Raw genomic sequence first — 18,819 nt, forward strand, 5'->3', positions numbered from 1 at the left:
TAGCGATCAGTTTCGATCATTGGTTAATTGAAGGTTCCATCATTCCCTGTGGCAACAGCAGTTGAGGCTGCGTAATACGAGCCTTCGTCAATGACGTAAACGCCGATGACGATGTTCTTGTAGCCAGAATTAATGATGTTTTGGTAGTGACCGCCTGTTTCACCATGGTTGTTTTCTGGACGTTCATCCACAATGTATTGTTTGAACATCGCTTCCGCAATCAAAGTGCTCAGCTTATCGGCACTGCCATCGACATCTTTCTTCCAAAGCGAGGAAATTGAAATGTTCTCAGTATTTCGGCTCATGTAAGGATCGCCTTTTTGATAGGTGACGGCTTCAGTACCACTTGCTGGTGCATTAACCGGCCGCGTGTGGCTAAACTTGAACATAACCTCAACGGCGCGCGGTGCTTCCATCTCATAAGCTTTCGGATCTGAAGTTAAGGAAGTTTGAACATGACCGGTACGCTTCTGTTCAGCTTCTGTTCACCATTGATCAGCACATTGAACTTCTTGATAACGGCCATAGTCAGATCTTTATCTGTGTACTGTGCGGCTTGTTCAATCGAAACTTTCCGATCATTCTTTTCGATCTGCGTTTGAATCAGCTGCGTGGTAGCATCGTTGACACTCTTAATTGCGCCGATAATGGTTCCTGCAGCTTCCACATTGCGCCAAACATTTTTCGTCGTGATCGTCGTTGTTGTATCCCAAGTATTCGGATCCTTCGATACTGTTGTAATTGGCGTTGACGAAATCTTGACGTAACCCGTCTTATCAGTCAAGGTATTGCCGCCTTCGTCTACATCAACTTCTTTTGTAATGGTTTTAGCTTGTGGCTTGTGATACGTGCTTGTGTAGGTCATTGTTGTTGTCTTGTGACCATCACTAGTCGTTAACCAACTTGTAGCTGATCCTCCACCAATGTAAACATACCCATCAGTAGAAGTTAGCTCGTGGCCTTGATCATCAACGTTAACAAACTTATTGATGATTGTTTCGTTTGGATCGGTATTCTTTTTCCAAACGTTGGTCGTGGTGAAGGTTGTTGTCGATGAGCTTGGGTCTTCTTTAGACGTTTTTGAACTGTTAACAAGCGAGTAGTTGTCAACACTAGTTAAAACGTTACCTGCTTCGTCCACATTGACGGTCTTGTTCACAATGGCTGGCGTTGTGGCCCCGTTCTTCTTCCAAACAATCGTGGTCGTAACTGTTGTGGTGATGTTGCCAGCATTATCCTTGGTATCTTCCGACTTGCTGGAGCGGGAAACTTCCGTATAACCAGCCGTGCTTGTCAAAACCTTGCCCGACTGATCCACGTTCACAGTCTTGTTGACGGTGGTGTGGGTTGGCGTCTCGTTCTTCTTCCAGACAATTGTAGTCGTAACCGTCGTGGTGATGTTACCAGCGTTATCCTTGGTGTCTTCTGACTTGCTGGAACGTGAAACTTCTGTATAGCCATCTGTGCTTGTCAGAACCTTACCTGACTGGTCCACATTCACGGTCTTGTTGACGGTGGTGTGCGTTGGGGTCTCATTCTTTTTCCAGACAATGGTGGTCGTAACCGTTGTGGTGATGTTGCCAGCGTTATCCTTGGTGTCTTCCGACTTGCTAGAACGTGAAACTTCTGTATAGCCATCTGTGCTTGTCAAAACCTTGCCCGACTGATCCACGTTCACAGTCTTGTTGACCGTAGTATGCGTTGGCGTTTCCGTCTTCTTCCAAACAGTGGTTAATGTAACCGTCGTCGTGACATCGCCAGTCTTAGGATCGGTTGATTCAGCAACTTGTCTCGATACAGAAACTTTAGTATAGCCATCTGTGTTTGTTAACGCATTTCCGGACTGATCCACATTGACCGTTTTGTTAACTGTCTGATAGGCAATCTTATGATAAACATTGGTCGTTGTATAAGTCGTGATTGTGTCACCGTTGCTAGAAGTCTGAACCGACTTGACAGGCGTTCCGGCAGTGATGAGTTTGTACCCGTCCAAGTTGTTGAGCGTCTGGCCATTTTCGTCTTTGTTGATGGTGACTTTCTTGTCAGTGTTCTTTGGCACATAGATCGTTGGTAAAGTCTTCTTAGCGTCAGCAACTGATGTTTGAGCAGCTTTTACAGTCTGTTGATGGTCGGTTGTGTCGACTTTCTCAGCCTTGGTTTTAGCAGCGGCCAAGTCAGTCTGAGCTGTCGCAGCATCATCTTGTGCCGTTGCCAAACGATCTTGCCACGTTGCAATTTGAGCGTTAAGCGTATCAATCGTTGTATCTAATTGGTTTACTTTGACCTTCAAATCAGCCAACTGAGCTTTAACGGTTTCTGCTTCTTGGCTGTTTTGACTCGTCACGGATGCGGGTAAAGCTTTCAAAGTTGTTTCAGCTTGGTCAAATTCATTTTGGGCTGTCGTAGCCTCATTTTTAACCGCATTAACCGCTTGGGTGGCTGCGGTTAATTTTTGTCCCGCTTGACTAGCTGTTTGCTTTGCTTGAGTCAGAGCTGTAGTTGCATCGGCTAACTGGCCTTCATAACTTGTCAGCTTTTGTTGTGCAACTGCCAACTGGGCTTTTGTTTCATTAACCTTTGATTGTGAATCTGGGTTGGTCTTCACTTGATCTGCCAGCGTATTTAGTTGATTCTGCAAATCGCTCAGTTGCGTGGTGACGCTGTTGACTTGGGCTGTGCTCTGATCAACGGCGGCTTGTTTTGCAGCAACTGCCGCATTTGTCTGGTCAGCAGCTGTTTGTGCTTGCTGTGCTGCTGTTTGAGCAGCTTGAAGCTTTTCTTGCGTGGCCGCCACTTTAGCCTTGGCTGCATCAACTGCCTTTTGCGCTGCAGTTCGTTTGGCTTGCAACTGCGCCAACGTCTCCGTATTTTCATTGTTCAACAAGACGGTCAACTTAGCTTCTGCTTCACGTTGGGCTTTTTCGGCCGCTGCTTTTTCAGCTTCTGCTTTATCCTTAGCCGCTTGGATCGCTTCCAGTTGTTTTTGGAGGGCATCCTTATCGGTACTGCCGGGATTAGGTGTGACAGCAGGAGCAGGTGACGCGCCACCATTTGAAGTGCCGCCAGTTGATCCGCCAACTACAGTATATTTAGCCTCAGCTTGTTGGGCCGGTGTAAGGGTAGCCGGTTTTGCTGGATTTAAATTAAATGTTTGATTATTTCCCGAGGTGTCTTGCGTCGTGACTGTCGCATTGTCACCGCTACCTTGCAGGGATAACTTGGCACCGGCATAAATCAAGTCCACGTTGGCGATCCGATTAATGGCTGCCAGTCGCGCTACCGATGTTGTGAAGCCGGTGTGATTCAGCGCTTCACTGATTGTTGAAAGCGTGTCACCCCACTGAATGTTGTAATTCGTCGAGCCTGTCTCGGAAGCTTTAATCTGTGCTTCGATTTGGCTTACTGGACGAACTTTCCAAACTCGGCCCTGATTGGTCGCTGTTTGCTGCGTTGCAGGCTGTTGGTCACTTGCATGCACCACTTGGCCCTGACTTGACAAGGCGATTCCTGCAGTCCCCATTGCAAAAAACGTTAATCCAATTGCCAACCAGCCATGATGCTTACTATGAACCAATGTCACCTTATGTTCGTTGTTCGTAAGCGCTGTCCAAAATTTTCGCCGCTGCGTTGTTCCCATTTGTACTCCTCCAAATCCTTTAATATTAAATACAAATGTTATTATACTTCTATTTTCGATTTCTTTATACAAACTATTCAACAATTTTTGTAAAAGTTACCAAATCTTTTTTACAGAATCAATTTGCAAATTCACAATGATCAAAATCAGCGTAAACTAAAAGAATATCCCGCCATAGACAGGATATTCAAGGCACAACTTACTAGGAAGAGACAGATCCTGCAAGCCATTAAAATAAACTAATGATATACGAACCGCAACGATAATCTTCGCCCCACACGAAAATTGTCGCCACACAGACTGTTATATTTTGTAAGCATCTTGTCGAAAAAAAGAACATCCCCATATGCTTTTCATGATGCATTCAAAAAAGTCGGCTTGATCTGCCTACGACTTGCAGTTGGCAACATGATTGAAAGTATATACACTACCACCCCAACAGTGGCGCAAACCTTATCCGTCCGATGATTCCAGCGAATAACAAGGTTTACCATGGCAATTGCTCCTCACATCATCTGTCAACCACAAATAATATTATAAAGCTTTATGGTCTAATAAGTCCACTTTTTTTAAAAATATGTGTTATTTAGCCCTAATCCTTCAATCCGGAGTCAGGTAGCGTTGATGTTATGACCAAGGCAGATAGGGGGTTAAGGGATGCGGTTACAGGAAAAGGTCGCCAAAAGAATCCACGAATTAAGACTCAGCAAATCCATGACCCAGGAACAACTAGCCGAAAAAGCCAACATGGACGTTTCCATGCTAGCCAGAATCGAACGCGGAAGCCGCGGCGACATCAGAATGAGCACACTAGAACGCATCGTTTCCGGATTAGACGTCAGTTATCAAGAATTCTTCACTTTTCCAGAAGACGGAGATGAGACAACCGAACTGGCTTCTTCAATCGCTTTGATTAAAGATCCAGAAGTTATCCGGGCACTCCACAAGATCGTGAACACGTTGATTCAAAAGGACAATAAGTGATGACCATGCGTAAACGACTGATCATGAATTTATTTAATACAACATCTTTTCTTATATTCTCAAAAAGCAATTTTAAATTCTTACTCTTGTTTTCAACGTATTCAATCAAGTCTCATTAAAAAAGCCGCCAGTTTTGTGCAAATGCACGCGACTGGCGACTTTTTAGGCTCGGGGATTTTAAATAGTGTTCGTCTGATTGGGACTGGTCTGAAACGCAAAGTGGCCAATCTACTGGAGGCTTACGACTCTTCGAAATAATAGTCGTCTAACGTAAATGTTTGTACTGGTGTGATATGCAGACGATATTGTTCAACCAGTTCAGCAATTCGCTGCCCGTCAACTAAAGTTACTGAACGATTGCCACGAACCGCCTTAGCTTTTGCCTGATCTGTGAAGTAGCTGGTCGTAATGAAAATCCCATATTCCGCGTTAAAGCCATCCATAACGCCTTTAAACTTATCAATATCAGGTTCAGATACTGGGCTATCAGTAAACCGTTTCGCTTGAATTGCAACGCGTGATGTACGGAATTCACCAGATTCAAAGTAACCAAATCCATCAATACCATGATCAGCCGACTTCACTATTCCCATTTTCTTGTCAATCTTGACACCCATCTTTGAAATTAAAAGTCGCGAAAAGCTCTCAAACTTTGCTGGCGAAAACTGTTTCAGCTGACTGATTAACTGTGCCTGCCAAGTATCGGAATTATCATCTGCACTGTCAAGATCCGAAGTTATTGGCTCGACTTTGGCCGATGCTTGACTTGCATTTTTTGCGCGCCGCAAGTCACTTTTCTTTTGCCAATAATCGGCAATTCTCGCCGCCTCATCAGCAGATAGATACAAGCTAGCATCAGATGCGCGTCCTTTTTCTGTCAATGCAATATCTTGGCCGCGTTGTGGTGGTTCAATATACCCCAAAAGGCCCAATTCTTTTAATGAAAAATTGAAATCAAAATCAAATGGTACGTATTCTTTGCCGGATTTCGCTGCCACCTTTTCAAAAACATCATCGTAGGTAAAACCAGTTTCTTCGTTGTCAGCAATGCGCTTTTTTATTTGCTTTCTAGATGCAACCCCACCAATGTCTTGTAAAGCCAGCAAAATGGCACGACCAGCATTTCTTCGTTGATACGACATCTCTCTATCCCCCGTATACTCACTAATTCATTACGTCACAAACGCACCTCAAAGATCAAGCTATTTCAAGTCCTTAACCGTTCGAAAAAAAGGCAATTCTCTTAATTCTCCCGCATGATCAAGCGAGCCTCAGCCGCAGTCGGTGCTTTCCACTTCTCATACGCTCGCTGATAAATACCTGGAATCTTTTTGATCCGGCTATTCATTTCATCACGATCAAACTCATTCATATCAAAATGATCAAGCCAAAACCACTCGCGCATAGCTTGCTTCTCTTCAATATCATGATCAGTGCCAGAAGTCGGATTCTGAAAAGCATCCTCCAACTGGTATAAGCCATATGTGCCACCGATGTCTTCAACAATGCCATAACCTGCGCCCGCAATAACCCGCGGCAAGTCCCGCACTTTAAGCTCTGGATCAGTCATAATGTCAACAAGCACAATACTAACCTTCCACCCATCACCATAATCGTAATTCAACACCGCCTCACGATGCCCCGGCGCAAAGACACTGTCAATCTGAGTAGCCACCGCATCGGCCACACTTGAACCATAAACTTCGCGGTCTTCGTCAACATCCGTCGTATAAACAGTGTCATCCTTAGATCGACGCAAAGAGTTTTGATTTGAAGGATCTTTAAAAACCGTCACATTGAACAGATGACGCGCCTGCATCTCAAAGGTTGTCATCACAGCATAGGCAAGCTGTGCAACGCTTCGATTCAGAGGAAGTTGAATCAACCGCCACGTCTCGGGCAGGACATCATGTAACTTGCAGTAAAAGGTGTAGATTGGTTTCGAAGCCATGTAATCCTCCATATTTTGCTGGGCAACTTCAAATAAATGTATCTGCATTTTGCCAGACAAAATCGCTTTAATATTCATACTGTACCATGCTCCGCTTATAAAGGAAGGCAAAACTTTAAGTACGCAAATCAAAAAAATCTTGACGAAGCTTGACAGCCTGTTTAAAGTTTGTTCTATACAAGATACATAATATTAATAATACGAACAAATTTCTCTCGCTAACAAGACTTTATCTCAGTTTTTGAGCGGACTAAAATAACCCCAACAGCAATTGTTGAGGTTATTTTTTGTTTTTGGAGGAATCGCTATGAATCTAGAACAAACCCTGCTCGATTTACAGAATTTGAAATTTGAAATATTTGTCAGCGCAAAGTATGGTCTTGACTACCACTGCTTTAAACTGTTGACACTTGAGTTACCGGACAAGACTATCAATCTCGCTGACTTGTATCACGCTCACAAATCTAGTGGTGTTGAAGCACTTGCCCATCAAATTGTCGCTACCTACGATTTATAGCTTCATCAGCCGTAACATGAGCGCGGCGGCATCTTCACGTTTCTCTTCAGGCTGCTCGGCCAAGTAGTCCAAAAGCTCAACAACTTTAGGGGTTTGCAAACGCGAGTCTCTGAAAAAATCTGCCATCTGCAGTTGCAGTGCATTTGCGATCGCTGCTAAATTGGCCAATTTAATGTTATCAACACGCTCACGTTCTAGACGGGAAATTAGCGATACAGAAACATCCGCTTTTTCCGCCAACTGCTCGATAGTCATACCCTTCGCTTGACGTCTTTCCCTCACAATTCTCCCAATATTCATCAACACTGAATGATTCCTCCCGTAGAAGCAGCTTTAATGCCACGTTACGAGAATTAATAAACTATTCAAAGGGATTTAGATATATCTTACAATACTGGAATATGTCAGTAATGACGCACTTATGAAGATACAAATTTTGCAACATGCTTTTAAAAATATTTATGAGTCCATAAAAATAGCCCTATATCTCACAACTAGTTGAGTTTTAGGGCCTTTTTGGACATGTACACAATGATCTCCACTTAAATTATTTATGTAAGTACAATTTTCAATTTTCGTGCGGCTACTTACAACAATATATACTTCGCTTCATCATTATAATCATCACAATGATACGCGATGATTTATTTTTTCCTAGAGTCAGGATTGTTCTTATCTGGATCTTGTGAAAGTTTCATCATCCCAAGAATTGTTTTCCCCTGTACCTCTTTGATCAGGTAATTCAAACGTGTCTTTATCATGAATCGTACCTTTTAAGTTAAATCCATAGTCAGAACTGCTTTTTAAGACGATGTGGATTGAATTACCGCTGACTTTCCATTTTCCATGCCACGTTTTTGAGTCTCCATTAGCAGTAATTTCTCCATACCCAGCACTACCGTCTTTTGATAAGGTCATGGTAGTTCTCCCACTTGTTCCATGGTAAGTACCAGCCATGGATGAACCACAACCAGATAACGTAACAAGCATAATGACTAACAAAGGGACGAAAATAAATACTAGCTTCTTCTTAAACATATGAACTCCTCCCAAAGTGTGTTGCTAAGCTTTGCACCGATTCTAAAATAACCTACCTCAAAACCCTTAACTTTCCCCCACCATCTTTATCTTCGCTATTTTTGCAGTTAAGCTCGAGCGTTGGATTCGAACCAACGAAGCTTGCGTAGTTGTTAATGCGGCTGCATTCCTCCGTACGTGCAAGCCGGGGCAGGTGCCGGGTCTTTGACCACTTGACAAGCTCGTGCATATAAAACAACTCAGGGCGGCGTACAGCGGCACGCTGACAATGGGGACTTCCATAGCACCCTGAGGTCATACTCACGCCAACATTTTGCGGTGGTGGCGCACCATCATAGCCCTTTATTCGGCCAAGTGATTAAACTTGGTCAAGGCAACCGGCCGGATTTGAACCGGCGACGTCCGTCGTTTAGGCGGGAGCTCTACCAAACTGAGCTACGGTTGCTTTGGTACGTTTAAACCCGATCGACCGTCATCACGTCCGCAACGGCTATGCGTGGTCCATTTGATTGGGACCAAATGCGTGATACAACCGGGTTTGGTATTAGCGCGGGATTTACGATTTGGGCACCCGCGCAAGTACCCGCGGCGGAATCGGACCGCCGGTTGCTAAGTCAAGTTAGCAACATCACCAGATCGGGAAAGGTGGAACTAGCGAAGCAGCTGGTGGTTTTGGGCCAACAAGTGATAGCCATATGCACCGATGGCAACCATGCACAAAAGGCCGAAAATCAACACGGAAATGGGGTCAGCCGTGATGATCAGATGAACGATCAGTATCATCATGTAAACGAGCTGCATGATGAAATTGCCCAAGACGGCGAAGATATCGTGGATAAAATCAAATATGGTCACGATTGTAGCCTTCTTTCAAGACGTTAGACTTTCGGGGTTATAGATGCATTTGGACTGGAGTTATCGTCTAGTCATCTGGTTGCGTTCATAATTGTACCAGCCAACCACTACCATACTCAGGATGACATAAATGATGGTGACGATCGAATAATGGGTGACTTCTAGGCTGAAGATGATCATGGCCGCATAAGCGACTTCCAGAATGAAAGTTAGCATGGTAGTGACCTTCTTTTGAGGTGTGAGATTTTAGAACTTTTGGTACCAAGTTAAGTGCATGTAGGTCTGAATCTTACCAGAGACAGTGCCATTAGGATTGATGGTAGTTGATCCGGTAGCAGTTAAGGTATCAATAACTGCAGAGACATTGTTAGGGTCATCTAGTGCCTGAGTAACACGGGTTTCCCAAATAGCTTCGGCAATTTGCTCGTCAGAAGTATAAGGGTTGCTGTCTGTCGGCCATGTTTCTGGGGTGGCTAGATAGAGATGGCCATCAGCACCAACGATTGAGCCGTTGTCGCCTGGTGTGCCGACCGGTTTGCCCCAATATTTGCCGTGTGACGCAAGATTGTACTTGGCCATCACGAGCTGCTTAATGTGATCGACATTCGGCGTATAGGTCTTGCCAGCGGGTGCCGGAGTTTCGTGCTTCTTGAATGTGAACGTGATGACCGCGCCACTCTTGGTCACGGTGGCGGACTTGCTGGAATTGTCGTTCAAGTCATAACCACTAACAGCGACGGAACTGGCTTGCGCAGTGACGCTGGTGCCGACTGCCTGATGCGAAATCGTAGCGGTCTTTAGAACCGTGCCGTCGCTGGTGACGGCTTTAACGGTGACGTCCGCATAAGTGGCGGTTGGGGTACTTGGTTGTGACGGAGTGCTGCTGCCAGAACCTTCCGAACCGGAACCGGTGCTTGGCTGACTTGGCGTTGAGGCACTGGAGCTGCCCTCACTGGCACTGGAACTGCTACCAGATGCAGCACTAGAACCGGCACTTGATCCGGTACTTGGGGTGCTTGGGGTTACGGCACTGGAGCCTTCGCCACTTGGGGTGGTCGCACCAGTCTTGCCGCCGGTGACACCCGAGCCGGTGCTTTCAGTACCGCTTGGCGTGGTGCTTGGGGTGCTGGTGTCAGCTTTAGAACTGGTACCAGCGGCAGAACCCGTAGCACCAGTCGTTGCGCCAGTAGCAGTCGTAGTGGTCCCGGTTGCGGCACCGGTGGTATTCGCTGCGATGTTACCTGCGCCACTGACAGATGCTTTGGATTCAGCGGACTGGCCCGGAGCATTTTGCACAAAGGCCTGAGCCTTAGCGGAACCGTTCAGTGTCAATTTGGCACCCGCGATAATCAAGTCGCGGTTAGCAATGTGGTTGTTAGTTGCCAATTGATCAATCGTGATGCCGGTGGCTTGACTGATGCCCCAAAGGGTGTCGCCCCATTGAATCGTATAGATTGCGGCTTTGGCGTTGCTTGGGTCAATGCCTTGGGATTGGATTTGCTGCTTAATGTGGCTTGGGGTGTTGGCCGTCCAGTTGGCTAAAGCGTTATTGCTTGGCGTCTTAGCAATGGTACTGGTAGCGGCGTGAACAGTTGCGGCTGGTGCTTGGTTAGCAACCAAGCCTAATGCCATCGGGGCCAGTAACAAGCCGGTAGCAATGGTTGTGGAAATGGTTTTCTTTTTCATAATTGGAAGCCTCCAAAGTTTTTAGTGTAAATAAGTATCTGGTGACATTATACAGCATATAAATACGTCATTAAAGATTTAATTGCGACTTTTATTTTACGTTTTTCCAGACACTTTTCGCAAAAAAAATAAACCCTTCAAAATGGTCGAAGGGTTTTGCGGATTATCTCCTGTTAAGATCACGGTTGTTCTTTTAAAACATTACCCATGATGCCTCTCTTTAAGAGCTAATGGGTACGATAATATTCAGTCGTGAAATACAAAATTAAGCCACTATTGGTTTCAACTTGCGATTTAAAAACTGCGCTAGGGCTATTTGCGATTTTTTCCCTACACAAAATATCAATTTTTACTCCTCTCATTTCCTTGGGTCGTTGAATGCCTTTGCTGGCGCGATAAATTCGTAGTCCCCGAGGATACAACACTAAGCGAGCGCCCTTTATAATTCGCTTAGACTTTTTTCCTGTCACCTTATCCGTATCCTCAATGTCGAGATTGGTCAAATACGCCATCAAATATGATGCAACATTTTCACCATTATGAAGGCGCTTGACCTTCACAAAACCTTCTCCCCACATGTTAGCCATCTGATCATTGGATATAGTCAAAGAACTGCCATCATCTGACTTCATTAAAACATGAAAGTGCCAGTTACCAGAAGCTTGCGGTTCAATCACACTAATATAACTGACACGATAACGCCGCCGCATCCGCAGTCGAAATCGTGTGAAAGCCTGATAAGCATCTTTCGGATCTTGAACATTCCGCTTGAACGTCAGGGTTACCCATAGTTGATCAGCGCCACCATTAAAATTTGCAATCACCAACCGGCGTAATTTCCGCATCGTTCGCTTAACCGACGCTATATCGTCCGCCCGTGTCACCGATTTAGGCTGCATATTCTTAATCTGACCAGTTCGTCTTACCATATATTGATGGTTCGGCAAAACTAAAATTGGACTGGAATCAGAAATACTGTTCGTCATCTCTAATGTATTCCCATACTTTAACGCTTTAACGTTCGAGAAACTGGGGAGTTTAGGTTTAACGCGTGTTCTATGCCCTTTTTGCATCATCTTCACCTGCCGTTCAAATACTTTCTGAGTGTGTATTGTGAAGCCAGTTTAAACGCAATTGTGATCGAAGTTTAAAAGTTGCAGTTGCATAATCTGTATACAATAAATCAGCAATCGTTCGAATAGTGTCTTCAAATTGGAATACCGAAGCTCGTAAGTAAAGCAGGTTGTCGATTTCACTTGCAGTGTAAGCCCCTGATTAACAAGAAGCAAGCAGAGTGATTTTTGCTTTGCGTCTTTTTGTTACAGTTAAAATCATGTTAATTGCTAAGGGCAAACCTTGATTGAATGTTTGAAATAGCAGTCGATGGTTAAATCTTCAAAAGCTAAAAATTCTATGCCTTCTTAAGCTGAATCAGTCACATCACACCAAAAGAAAACAAGAACGCAATCTTATGGTAGACAAGTACCTAACCCTCAGTTCTCTTTTGTCGCCACCTACTGATGACCCCAGATATGTCGTTACCACGCCGATAATCAAGTAGACAGTCATTCATAAGTCTTCCCATTGCGTGTTGAACAAGCATGTAACTGATCGTAGTGTCTTGTACTTCTTGTTCTGTACTTTTAAAGTCCATGGCCATTCGACCAGCTATACCAGTAATTTCATCCTCGGTCGGTTTGATCAGACTTTCTACATCGTCAATCCGTTCTGCCAAAAGTGACTCAAGATTGTTTTTCTCGTCCTCAGATCGAAACAGCACGACACTTTTATAAAACGCATTCAAAGAATACGGATCTGCTGTTAACGGTAGTCCCGTTGCAAAGAGATTTTGCACTCGGCCAGCAATCGTATTTTCAATCAAACAGTAGTACGACAACGGCCTACTACTATCACTTCGTAAAATTCCAACATCCGGTTTAACAACCACAAGTCTTCCGCCATCCAACCAAACTACTAACAAAGTATCTATCGTGCTTTGACGGAACTTTATTTTCAGAGACTGCCAACTCATCTTTGTCCGAAACTGATCCAATGAGTATGCTTCTGCTTTATAACGATCCTCATCATCATCGCAAAGAACCATGTAAAAATCTGGATTAGGGCTATACTGAAACACAAATCCATCAGCTTCCGTATACCTCCAGTTTGAGGTGTCGCTTAAAGTATACTTATACCGTTCTTCAATTGGTGTATCCATTCTAAAATGTTTTTTGAATAACCTTTCAACTTGATGATAGTCAGCGGTTGAATCTCGAGCAGTGTTAACATCCTGTTCCCTTGTGAATATCTGGCCAGGTAATATAACATTGTTCGGAAGCCCTTTTTCATTCCACTTTCTCCCAAGAAATACAGGCACATTGTTAGAATTAAAGATCCGAATAACATCAACTTCATGCTCACCAATATGTATCGTCTCAACCCCAAGACGCGGAATAAGCTCCCCGGAAATTGGTAATTTCCTCATAAAGTCAATTAACTGTTGCTGATTAAGGCGCCAGTTTTCGTCATCCTCAACGCCAGTGACCTTACGTTGATCGTTTACACCAAGAATTAATAAACAATCATCATGATGAACTGTATTTACAAAGCTAAAAATATCCTTAACTAATTCTGGTTTTTGGCCTTTATGGTACCAATGTTCTTTGAAGTCATGATGATCGCCTTCCGGTTTATCCAACCAAATTTTAAGCTCTTCAGTATTCATCCTCACGCCATCTCCTCACTTGAACTAATAAGTGTTTTCAATCAATACTGACCCCGTTATTCGTATTAATTAGAGCATTATCTTTCTCCGAGTGACCTTTTCGCTATACACGTACGCATGACTTTGAACAAATCCACATAGCTTACCAGCCGCCCGACGTCTTTATGCTTTAACTGCGAGTAACTAATCATTGCTCGACGAATGGTTTCAGAATCTGACTCATCCCGCGTACGCAAAATATCGCAAAGCGTGCGTTCATATATGGAGTTTCCCCTGTTTTGTTTTTCTTTGTCGTTAAACAGTTTACAGGCGAAACTCCTGTTCTTGTATTTTTCTTTTGGATTAATGTGCATGCAAAAAGCGGCGAATATATGGTTGGCAGAGTATGCGCCGCGACAACCATCAGACCAACCATACTTTTGCTTAATTAATTGAGCACCGTACAGAAGGCGAAATGGCTTAGCAGCACGACCCAACTTTGAAGGGAAGATTAATTGGTACACCTCTTCCATAGCAGCCCACGGAAAAAATCTCGGCCAATTGCACCCAATGATTGTTAGTGCTGAGTGGCATTCCTAGTGCCTATCCCAGCGATTCAAATGACCGTTGAACTGTCTTTTTACGATAAACCATGTGACTTCTCATATCGTTGGTTGTTAAACTGCAAGCCCCTACGCCGAAGTTATGCGGTTTACAGGCATCTGGCACTGCATTTTGTTTGTAATAATAACGAATGAAAGTCTTGTATTACAGACAGTTCATAATTATTCAGTAGACCCTAATGTAAATGTTTGTAGGTGTGATATGCAGACGATATTGTTCAACCGGTTCAACAATCCACTGCCTGTCAACTTTAATTGTTTTCTAGATGCAACCCACGAATATCTTGCAAAGCCAGCAAAATGGCGCGGCCAGTATTTCTTCGTTGATACTGCATCTCTCTATCCTCTTGTACCCGCCAATGTAACGGCAACAAAATAATTTGGAAATTTCTCCACATTTTTTCCTTCAAAATCCGAAAGATAGTAAATCAGCCTTTTCTGTGTATTATTGGCTTGCGTTTTTCTATCAACTGACTTTTTCGGGCACCCAGAATAGCCTCAATTTGCAGTGTTTCTTTGGTTAGACCATTTATACTTGGATTTATTCCAGAGTTATGTTCAGTAAACGTCGTCACTCGCCTTGATATCCAATCCATTATTAACGCAAAACCAATTACTGTGTAACAAAATTGAATTAATGTTGCTTCAGCAAGAATGGGATAAAGTTCGGTAGTTTGTTCTGCAGATAACTTTTTGACTCCTTTTTCCTCTAGTTGGCGTACCGGCACTGATGGGTCAGAATTTGAAAGAAATTGTTGGCCCCCAGCAAATAATCTAGTCGAAAATAAAACCGCGTTGTGCAAAGCAGTGAAATCAGAGGCTTTTGCGTCAAAAAGATTATAATCAACTTTATTTATCTTTGTGGTTTGCTCTTGCGGGTTTTGAATAAAATAAATCGATAAACCAACACTAACATTTACAAGGTACACACCTAAAATAAAGAATAAAAATATAGCCACCTCTCGAAAAAACACTAATGAATCTTTGTGATAGGATATGTCTTTGTCTAAAATAGTCCTAATGAACTGAGCAAGTGGAGTAATCGCAGTTACAAATACTATTAAAAGTTTCCAACTAATATTCGATCCTCGCATTCCCAGAATCGGGACAACACCTAACCAGATAAAGATAAATACTGTTATAGTTATTATCCAATATACAACAGCGCCTATAAATGTCTTAGTATTTCTGTATAGTGACAAATATAATAGGCGAAAATAGAAGTAAGAAACAAAGACAGATATGGTAACCCCCGAGAAGCCATAAAGGGTATTAAAAATTGGAATTTTTGCCAATCCAAAAAGAACAAAAATAATCCTAATTAGTAGGCTCACTATTAACAGAACTCTAACGCCAGATACTTTATTATCTTGGTACACTTCAAAAAATTTCCAAAATTTTGTTTCCTTGCCCTTGTTATTCCGATGCTTATCAATAAGGACTCTGACATTAGCGATGATAAATATTACAAATATACTTGGAGTCAATACGTCAAAATTTCCTAACAAGATTAACTACATCTCCAGTTCATATTTAATTGGTCTCACCCCAGCCCCTCTAGTAACTCCAAAATTTAGTTAAAAGTTACAAAACCATAATCAATAAAGGCGCTTATCTTAGTAAACTACTAAAAGCAGCGAAAGCACGAAAATGACCTTCACTTCTTATCTGTCAGAATATATATGCAAAATCATACATAAACTTTCTCCAGACTACCTTGCCAAAGAGGCTAGCAAGACACTTCGGCAATGCGGCATGTACAGGATTTGAATATGATTTTGTGGATATACTCTGACACAGCTGCAATCAGAGCCATTTTTGTGCTTTCAGTCTTTAGTCTGTGTCTTTATTGAGTTTTTCAGCAGTCTCACAGTTTAGATACTTCATTTATTTTTATTTGGCATTCACATTTATAAGAACTCAGCCTGAATTGTTCACATCACGAGAAAAAAAGGACACAACCACATAACTAGCATAAGGTCGCGCTACCTAATGTTTTTCGGGTCTACCTATTGAGCGTTGTGTTGCTTTGCTCCCCCATTGCATTCCTCCAAATGATCAATCAATTCATCCCAACGTATGCCTATCACTAATTCTTAGATAGTAGGTTGCCACGCTAACAGACGTATTGAGTAACAATTCTGCTTCGGCTGCCTTAATTTTCACTCGCTCATTGCTAGCATGTGCATCGCCATCTTTATTGCGCATTTCTGCAATCAAATCAATAATTCCATTTAAGTGACTGATCATTTTTGTAACACGTGGGTTCCACTCTTTAGAAGGCCTCATTCCAAGCGTTTTAACCACCAAGTTACGGTACTTACTAATGTCACCATTATGCTTACACTCTACATTGTTATCAGCCAGTATTTGAAGGAATACCTCTTCGACGATTGTTCTAGACTTTGTAACCACACTATCAAAGTCATTATCCTGCAAGTCATCTAGCCCCTGCGCCAACAAGTTTGAAATATATCCTGAGTTGATTCTCTTGATTGGAACGGAGATTTTTATATCGTTATCTGCTGCGACAATTTCCCACGAATTACCACTAGATACGAGTTTAAAGTTGCTATAAAGAAGAATTGCGTTTATCTCTTGGATTACACGCCGCTTAATTGCTTCCGCCACAATCAAAATATCCTTGGAAACATCACCAGTAAGACCTTCCAAAACAAAGTTATCAATTTCCTTCAATTGCGAAAATCGACTTCCAGCAAGATACTCATTAATGACTGGTCGCAACTGCGCTGGGGAAAACAAAAACGATAACAACGAACTCGTGCGATTACTTGCATGAGTTGACTTGATTATTGAACTCATTCGGCGCAATCTGTTTGAGCCTTCCGGATTTGGAGAACCAAATCTAGCTCCCAGTTTTTCAAGATCCGCATTTGTTCGATATGTCACCCACGGTCGATCAATCAGGAAAGTTGTAATATCTGTATTCTCCAGTAATTCAAAATTTTCTGATTCCAAAGTCTTTCCCCCAAGATATTAATAACTTATTTAAGTATATATCCTAAGCACATAAGTACCAAGCATTGTACTGCGCATTCTGAATACAGCAGTTCGTATCTTTGAACGGAATAAAAAGCCACCAGAACCAAGTGAATTCTAGCAGCCTTAAATGAATATTCGATTGATTGCCAACCATGATTAGGCAGAGTTGACAGAGCTTGAGCCACTTTGAGCAAATTCAAAAAGCCTATGCATCTCTATTCCCACTCAAGCGTAACTTCAGCGGCGTTAACCCGCGTCACTACAGACTTTCTATGCCTCAACTGCCGATTTGGCGGGGAGTTTGGCGGGGCTTAATTGATCGTACTTCACCGCCTGATTACCCACGAACCGCACCTGATTCTGACCCGCCGTCTTGATTGTAATGTTACCCGCAATCTGCTCTGCGATATCCGCATCCAGCCCGCCCCACAAGTGTGAATAATGCTTCAGCGTAATCTCCGGCGACGAGTGGCCTAAGCGCTTAGACAACACCAGCACCGAGACGTTGAACTCATTGATGAGATACGACGCGTGACTGTGGCGCAGCCCCTTGCCTTCGACTGGGTGCACCTGCGCCAACTTGGCGTAGCGGTGGATAATTCGCGAGATCGTCGATTTGGTCATCGGCAGGCCGTCATAGGTCATGATGAAGTCATCAATCCCGCCCAAACCGAAACTCGTCTGCACCTCTCGCCAACGTCGCAGAATTGCCACGGTGTCATCGTCGAGCGTCAAGATCCGCTTGCCACTGTCCGTCTTAGTGTAGTCGTGGCGTTCCCAGTCATGCCGGTTCTTCATCACCAGCATGTGGTCAACGTGCAGCTGCTTCTTAGCAAGATCAACATCCCGCCACCACAGCGCCGTGCCTTCGTTGACGCGTACGCCAGTCAGGAAGTACAGCCACAACATCACAAAGTTCAGGTGCCCATAGATGTCATCAATGCAGATTTGCGCGATGACTTGTTCAAACTCGGCTTTCGTCCAGAACGGCACGCTGCTTTTGGCCTTAGGAATCGCTTTGACTCGCTTCGACACATTGCTGGACAGATACTGCATCTGCACCGCATGGTCAAGAGACTTGCGGAAGCAGCCGAACACCAATCCGGCATAGCCTTGGGAGTAGCCGGCACCACCGTCTTTCTGATCCGTGAGCAGCCACGTGCGGAAGTTCTGCACGTCGGTGATATCGATGTCACGCAGCAACAAGTCGCCAAAACGCGCGATGCAGATGTCAAAGCTGCGATTACGGACAGCGAAGGTACTTTCCTCCACGTCGGTTTTGTATGCCGGGATATACGCGTCTTTCATGAACTGGCGGTAGGTCATGCGAAAGTTCGTAAACCCATGCGCCTCATGATATTCACGTTTCACCCGCGTAAGTTCCTTGTTCGCCGCAAACGCGGTACTGAATGGCATTCCTTGACTGTCCTTCCGCCCTTTCTTGCGGACGCGCTTGCCACTCATCTTATCGGTGCCTAACTCGGTTTCATAGTAAAAATTACCTTTGGCGTCTATGAACACGCCTGGATATTTGGTTTTACTCATTCTCAACAGCTCCATTCATCGGTGATCCGAGAATGGACTCAACGACAGAACGCGGTACGCGCCCTAAGTTTCGGTTGAGATACAAGGGATACCCCTTTTGTACCATCCTTTGCTTCGCTTGTCTAATGATATCGCGCGCAGTGTGCTGCTTAAATCCTAATGCCATCAGATCTTGATAGCAGACAAAACTCTTATCCAACTACGTCACTTCCTTCTCGTTGATTGAAGTGAGATAATCAAACCAGATAGGACCCAAATCTTATCTGTGAGGGGTGA

At 43.7% G+C, this 18,819-nt stretch carries 15 protein-coding genes, 1 tRNA gene and 3 pseudogenes; 2 read left to right on the forward strand and 17 right to left on the reverse strand.

The features are described from left to right. Positions 1 to 23 precede the first annotated feature (23 nt). Positions 24 to 3,637: pseudogene (locus EL173_RS10025) on the reverse strand (LysM peptidoglycan-binding domain-containing protein). Positions 3,638 to 4,294: 657 nt separating this feature from the next. Between EL173_RS10025 and EL173_RS10030 the strand changes: the two are divergent. Next, positions 4,295 to 4,621, forward strand: coding sequence for a helix-turn-helix domain-containing protein (locus EL173_RS10030; RefSeq protein ID WP_005692937.1), 327 nt, complete (start codon positions 4,295 to 4,297; stop codon positions 4,619 to 4,621). 239 nt (positions 4,622 to 4,860) lie between these two features. On the opposite strand, the gene EL173_RS10035 is transcribed toward EL173_RS10030, so the two are convergent. Beyond that, positions 4,861 to 5,763 (reverse strand): restriction endonuclease, encoded by a 903-nt coding sequence (locus EL173_RS10035; RefSeq protein ID WP_005692935.1) that lies wholly within the window; start codon positions 5,761 to 5,763, stop codon positions 4,861 to 4,863. 101 nt (positions 5,764 to 5,864) lie between these two features. Further along, positions 5,865 to 6,650 (reverse strand): plasmid pRiA4b ORF-3 family protein, encoded by a 786-nt coding sequence (locus tag EL173_RS10040; protein ID WP_005692933.1) that lies wholly within the window; start codon positions 6,648 to 6,650, stop codon positions 5,865 to 5,867. Positions 6,651 to 6,879: 229 nt separating this feature from the next. On the opposite strand from EL173_RS10040, the gene EL173_RS10045 reads away from it, so the two are divergent. Further along, positions 6,880 to 7,089 carry a hypothetical protein gene (locus tag EL173_RS10045; protein ID WP_005692931.1) on the forward strand — a complete coding sequence of 70 codons (210 nt, stop codon included), beginning with the start codon at positions 6,880 to 6,882 and terminating at the stop codon, positions 7,087 to 7,089. Here the strand turns inward: EL173_RS10045 and EL173_RS10050 are convergent. From EL173_RS10050 to EL173_RS10105, 14 genes and pseudogenes are all read right to left on the reverse strand, one after another. Further along, positions 7,084 to 7,395 carry a helix-turn-helix domain-containing protein gene (locus EL173_RS10050; RefSeq protein WP_015764561.1) on the reverse strand — a complete coding sequence of 104 codons (312 nt, stop codon included), beginning with the start codon at positions 7,393 to 7,395 and terminating at the stop codon, positions 7,084 to 7,086. The genes EL173_RS10045 and EL173_RS10050 overlap by 6 nt on opposite strands. A gap of 366 nt (positions 7,396 to 7,761) precedes the next feature. Next, a complete protein-coding gene (locus EL173_RS10055; RefSeq protein ID WP_005692926.1) occupies positions 7,762 to 8,127 on the reverse strand; it encodes a hypothetical protein in 366 nt (121 codons plus the stop codon). A gap of 372 nt (positions 8,128 to 8,499) precedes the next feature. Beyond that, positions 8,500 to 8,572 (reverse strand) — tRNA-OTHER (locus EL173_RS10060). A gap of 206 nt (positions 8,573 to 8,778) precedes the next feature. Beyond that, on the reverse strand, positions 8,779 to 8,982 hold the full coding sequence (locus tag EL173_RS15160) for a hypothetical protein (protein WP_019728383.1): 204 nt from the start codon (positions 8,980 to 8,982) through the stop codon (positions 8,779 to 8,781). 60 nt (positions 8,983 to 9,042) lie between these two features. After that, positions 9,043 to 9,198: a hypothetical protein gene (locus tag EL173_RS15165; protein WP_005692922.1), complete on the reverse strand. Its 156-nt coding sequence runs from the start codon at positions 9,196 to 9,198 to the stop codon at positions 9,043 to 9,045. Between the two features lie 30 nt (positions 9,199 to 9,228). Further along, positions 9,229 to 10,668: a LysM peptidoglycan-binding domain-containing protein gene (locus tag EL173_RS10070; protein WP_019728384.1), complete on the reverse strand. Its 1,440-nt coding sequence runs from the start codon at positions 10,666 to 10,668 to the stop codon at positions 9,229 to 9,231. Positions 10,669 to 10,895: 227 nt separating this feature from the next. Further along, positions 10,896 to 11,654: a rolling circle replication-associated protein gene (locus EL173_RS10075; protein WP_019728385.1), complete on the reverse strand. Its 759-nt coding sequence runs from the start codon at positions 11,652 to 11,654 to the stop codon at positions 10,896 to 10,898. Positions 11,655 to 12,154: 500 nt separating this feature from the next. Next, the gene (locus EL173_RS10080) at positions 12,155 to 13,393 is read right to left on the reverse strand and encodes an AlbA family DNA-binding domain-containing protein (RefSeq protein WP_019728386.1); all 1,239 of its coding nucleotides are present in this window, start codon (positions 13,391 to 13,393) and stop codon (positions 12,155 to 12,157) included. A 77-nt stretch (positions 13,394 to 13,470) separates the two neighbouring features. Next, positions 13,471 to 13,650: pseudogene (locus EL173_RS15390) on the reverse strand (hypothetical protein); the annotation flags it as partial. Positions 13,651 to 13,794: 144 nt separating this feature from the next. Then, positions 13,795 to 13,966: pseudogene (locus tag EL173_RS15305) on the reverse strand (transposase); the annotation flags it as partial. Between the two features lie 457 nt (positions 13,967 to 14,423). After that, positions 14,424 to 15,503 (reverse strand): hypothetical protein, encoded by a 1,080-nt coding sequence (locus EL173_RS10090; protein WP_005692916.1) that lies wholly within the window; start codon positions 15,501 to 15,503, stop codon positions 14,424 to 14,426. A 559-nt stretch (positions 15,504 to 16,062) separates the two neighbouring features. Beyond that, positions 16,063 to 16,974, reverse strand: a complete 912-nt coding sequence (locus EL173_RS10095) for an abortive infection family protein (RefSeq protein ID WP_014571443.1) — start codon at positions 16,972 to 16,974, stop codon at positions 16,063 to 16,065. A 294-nt stretch (positions 16,975 to 17,268) separates the two neighbouring features. Beyond that, a complete protein-coding gene (locus tag EL173_RS10100; RefSeq protein ID WP_019728387.1) occupies positions 17,269 to 18,543 on the reverse strand; it encodes a tyrosine-type recombinase/integrase in 1,275 nt (424 codons plus the stop codon). After that, positions 18,536 to 18,742: a DUF3173 domain-containing protein gene (locus tag EL173_RS10105; protein ID WP_003575700.1), complete on the reverse strand. Its 207-nt coding sequence runs from the start codon at positions 18,740 to 18,742 to the stop codon at positions 18,536 to 18,538. Before EL173_RS10105 ends, EL173_RS10100 begins: the two co-directional genes overlap by 8 nt. Between the last annotated feature and the right edge of the window lie 77 nt (positions 18,743 to 18,819).

This window comes from Lacticaseibacillus rhamnosus (genome assembly GCF_900636965.1).
Taxonomy (GTDB): domain Bacteria; phylum Bacillota; class Bacilli; order Lactobacillales; family Lactobacillaceae; genus Lacticaseibacillus; species Lacticaseibacillus rhamnosus.

Bases quoted from the DNA above. Each gene is read 5' to 3' on its own strand.
- EL173_RS10100 (WP_019728387.1), bottom strand. From the start codon at position 18,543: ATGAGTAAAACCAAATATCCAGGCGTGTTCATAGACGCCAAAGGTAAT.
- EL173_RS10055 (WP_005692926.1), bottom strand. From the start codon at position 8,127: ATGTTTAAGAAGAAGCTAGTATTTATTTTCGTCCCTTTGTTAGTCATT.
- EL173_RS10040 (WP_005692933.1), bottom strand. From the start codon at position 6,650: ATGAATATTAAAGCGATTTTGTCTGGCAAAATGCAGATACATTTATTT.
- EL173_RS10045 (WP_005692931.1), top strand. From the start codon at position 6,880: ATGAATCTAGAACAAACCCTGCTCGATTTACAGAATTTGAAATTTGAA.
- EL173_RS10080 (WP_019728386.1), bottom strand. From the start codon at position 13,393: ATGAATACTGAAGAGCTTAAAATTTGGTTGGATAAACCGGAAGGCGAT.
- EL173_RS10035 (WP_005692935.1), bottom strand. From the start codon at position 5,763: ATGTCGTATCAACGAAGAAATGCTGGTCGTGCCATTTTGCTGGCTTTA.
- EL173_RS15165 (WP_005692922.1), bottom strand. From the start codon at position 9,198: ATGCTAACTTTCATTCTGGAAGTCGCTTATGCGGCCATGATCATCTTC.
- EL173_RS10070 (WP_019728384.1), bottom strand. From the start codon at position 10,668: ATGAAAAAGAAAACCATTTCCACAACCATTGCTACCGGCTTGTTACTG.
- EL173_RS10075 (WP_019728385.1), bottom strand. From the start codon at position 11,654: ATGACGAACAGTATTTCTGATTCCAGTCCAATTTTAGTTTTGCCGAAC.
- EL173_RS10030 (WP_005692937.1), top strand. From the start codon at position 4,295: ATGCGGTTACAGGAAAAGGTCGCCAAAAGAATCCACGAATTAAGACTC.